Genomic DNA, 1991 nt, shown 5'->3' with positions numbered 1-1991 from the left:
CAACCCCACCCCCACAAAAAGGGGCAGAACCCACGGCCCTGTTGCCTCAGGACCCAACAGTGTGCCAAACACTAAACCACCAACCCCCGCCAGCACCCTTCCAGGAACCCCCACAAAGGAAGGAACCGTACTAAGCACCGGAAAGAACCGGCAGCCGCTATTTGCTGATATTCCACCCTTGAGCACCCGCCGCAGAACTTGCGTCTGCGCAACGGGCATATACTCCTGACAAACCACACACCCCGCATACACGCGGCAGTGACTTGTAGGTGCTCCTTAGAAAGGAGGTGATCCAGCCGCACCTTCCGGTACGGCTACCTTGTTACGACTTAGTCCCAATCGCCAGTCCCACCTTCGACAGCTCCCTCCCACAAGGGGTTAGGCCACCGGCTTCGGGTGTTACCAACTTTCGTGACTTGACGGGCGGTGTGTACAAGGCCCGGGAACGTATTCACCGCAGCGTTGCTGATCTGCGATTACTAGCGACTCCGACTTCATGGGGTCGAGTTGCAGACCCCAATCCGAACTGAGACCGGCTTTTTGGGATTAGCTCCACCTCACAGTATCGCAACCCTTTGTACCGGCCATTGTAGCATGCGTGAAGCCCAAGACATAAGGGGCATGATGATTTGACGTCGTCCCCACCTTCCTCCGAGTTGACCCCGGCAGTCTCCTATGAGTCCCCACCATCACGTGCTGGCAACATAGAACGAGGGTTGCGCTCGTTGCGGGACTTAACCCAACATCTCACGACACGAGCTGACGACAACCATGCACCACCTGTAAACCGACCGCAAGCGGGGCACCTGTCTCCAGGTATTACCGGTTCATGTCAAGCCTTGGTAAGGTTCTTCGCGTTGCATCGAATTAATCCGCATGCTCCGCCGCTTGTGCGGGCCCCCGTCAATTCCTTTGAGTTTTAGCCTTGCGGCCGTACTCCCCAGGCGGGGCACTTAATGCGTTAGCTACGGCGCGGAAAACGTGGAATGTCCCCCACACCTAGTGCCCAACGTTTACGGCATGGACTACCAGGGTATCTAATCCTGTTCGCTCCCCATGCTTTCGCTCCTCAGCGTCAGTTAATGCCCAGAGACCTGCCTTCGCCATCGGTGTTCCTCCTGATATCTGCGCATTTCACCGCTACACCAGGAATTCCAGTCTCCCCTACATCACTCTAGTCTGCCCGTACCCACCGCAGATCCGGAGTTGAGCCCCGGACTTTCACGGCAGACGCGACAAACCGCCTACGAGCTCTTTACGCCCAATAATTCCGGATAACGCTTGCGCCCTACGTATTACCGCGGCTGCTGGCACGTAGTTAGCCGGCGCTTCTTCTGCAGGTACCGTCACTTTCGCTTCTTCCCTACTGAAAGAGGTTTACAACCCGAAGGCCGTCATCCCTCACGCGGCGTCGCTGCATCAGGCTTGCGCCCATTGTGCAATATTCCCCACTGCTGCCTCCCGTAGGAGTCTGGGCCGTGTCTCAGTCCCAGTGTGGCCGGTCACCCTCTCAGGCCGGCTACCCGTCGTCGCCTTGGTAAGCCATTACCTCACCAACAAGCTGATAGGCCGCGAGTCCATCCAAAACCACAATAAAGCTTTCCACCCCCCACCATGCGATGAGGAGTCATATCCGGTATTAGACCCAGTTTCCCAGGCTTATCCCAGAGTTAAGGGCAGGTTACTCACGTGTTACTCACCCGTTCGCCACTAATCCAGGAGCAAGCTCCCATCATCGTTCGACTTGCATGTGTTAAGCACGCCGCCAGCGTTCATCCTGAGCCAGGATCAAACTCTCCGTTGAAGTAAAACAAAAACGAAACACAACATGGCACCACGGGAAAACGCGGCCACCACACTGCAAAATTTGAAACCAGCTGTAAAAACCAGACCACCCACAGGGGCGGACAGCCCGGTCAATTCAACCAATCACTAAAACAATTGGTATCAACAAACTTGGCACACTATTGAGTTCTCAAACAACAGACACA

The 1991-nt window shown here is 55.7% G+C and carries 1 rRNA gene; it reads right to left on the bottom strand.

From position 1 onward, the window contains the following. Positions 1 to 280: 280 nt before the first annotated feature. Positions 281 to 1804: ribosomal RNA gene (locus ACKAE7_RS20815) — 16S ribosomal RNA — on the bottom strand. Between the last annotated feature and the right edge of the window lie 187 nt (positions 1805 to 1991).

Source organism: Pseudarthrobacter sp. NKDBFgelt, from assembly GCF_046097905.1.
Lineage (GTDB): Bacteria > Actinomycetota > Actinomycetes > Actinomycetales > Micrococcaceae > Arthrobacter > Arthrobacter polychromogenes.
This window is presented reverse-complemented; position numbering and strand designations above follow the sequence as displayed.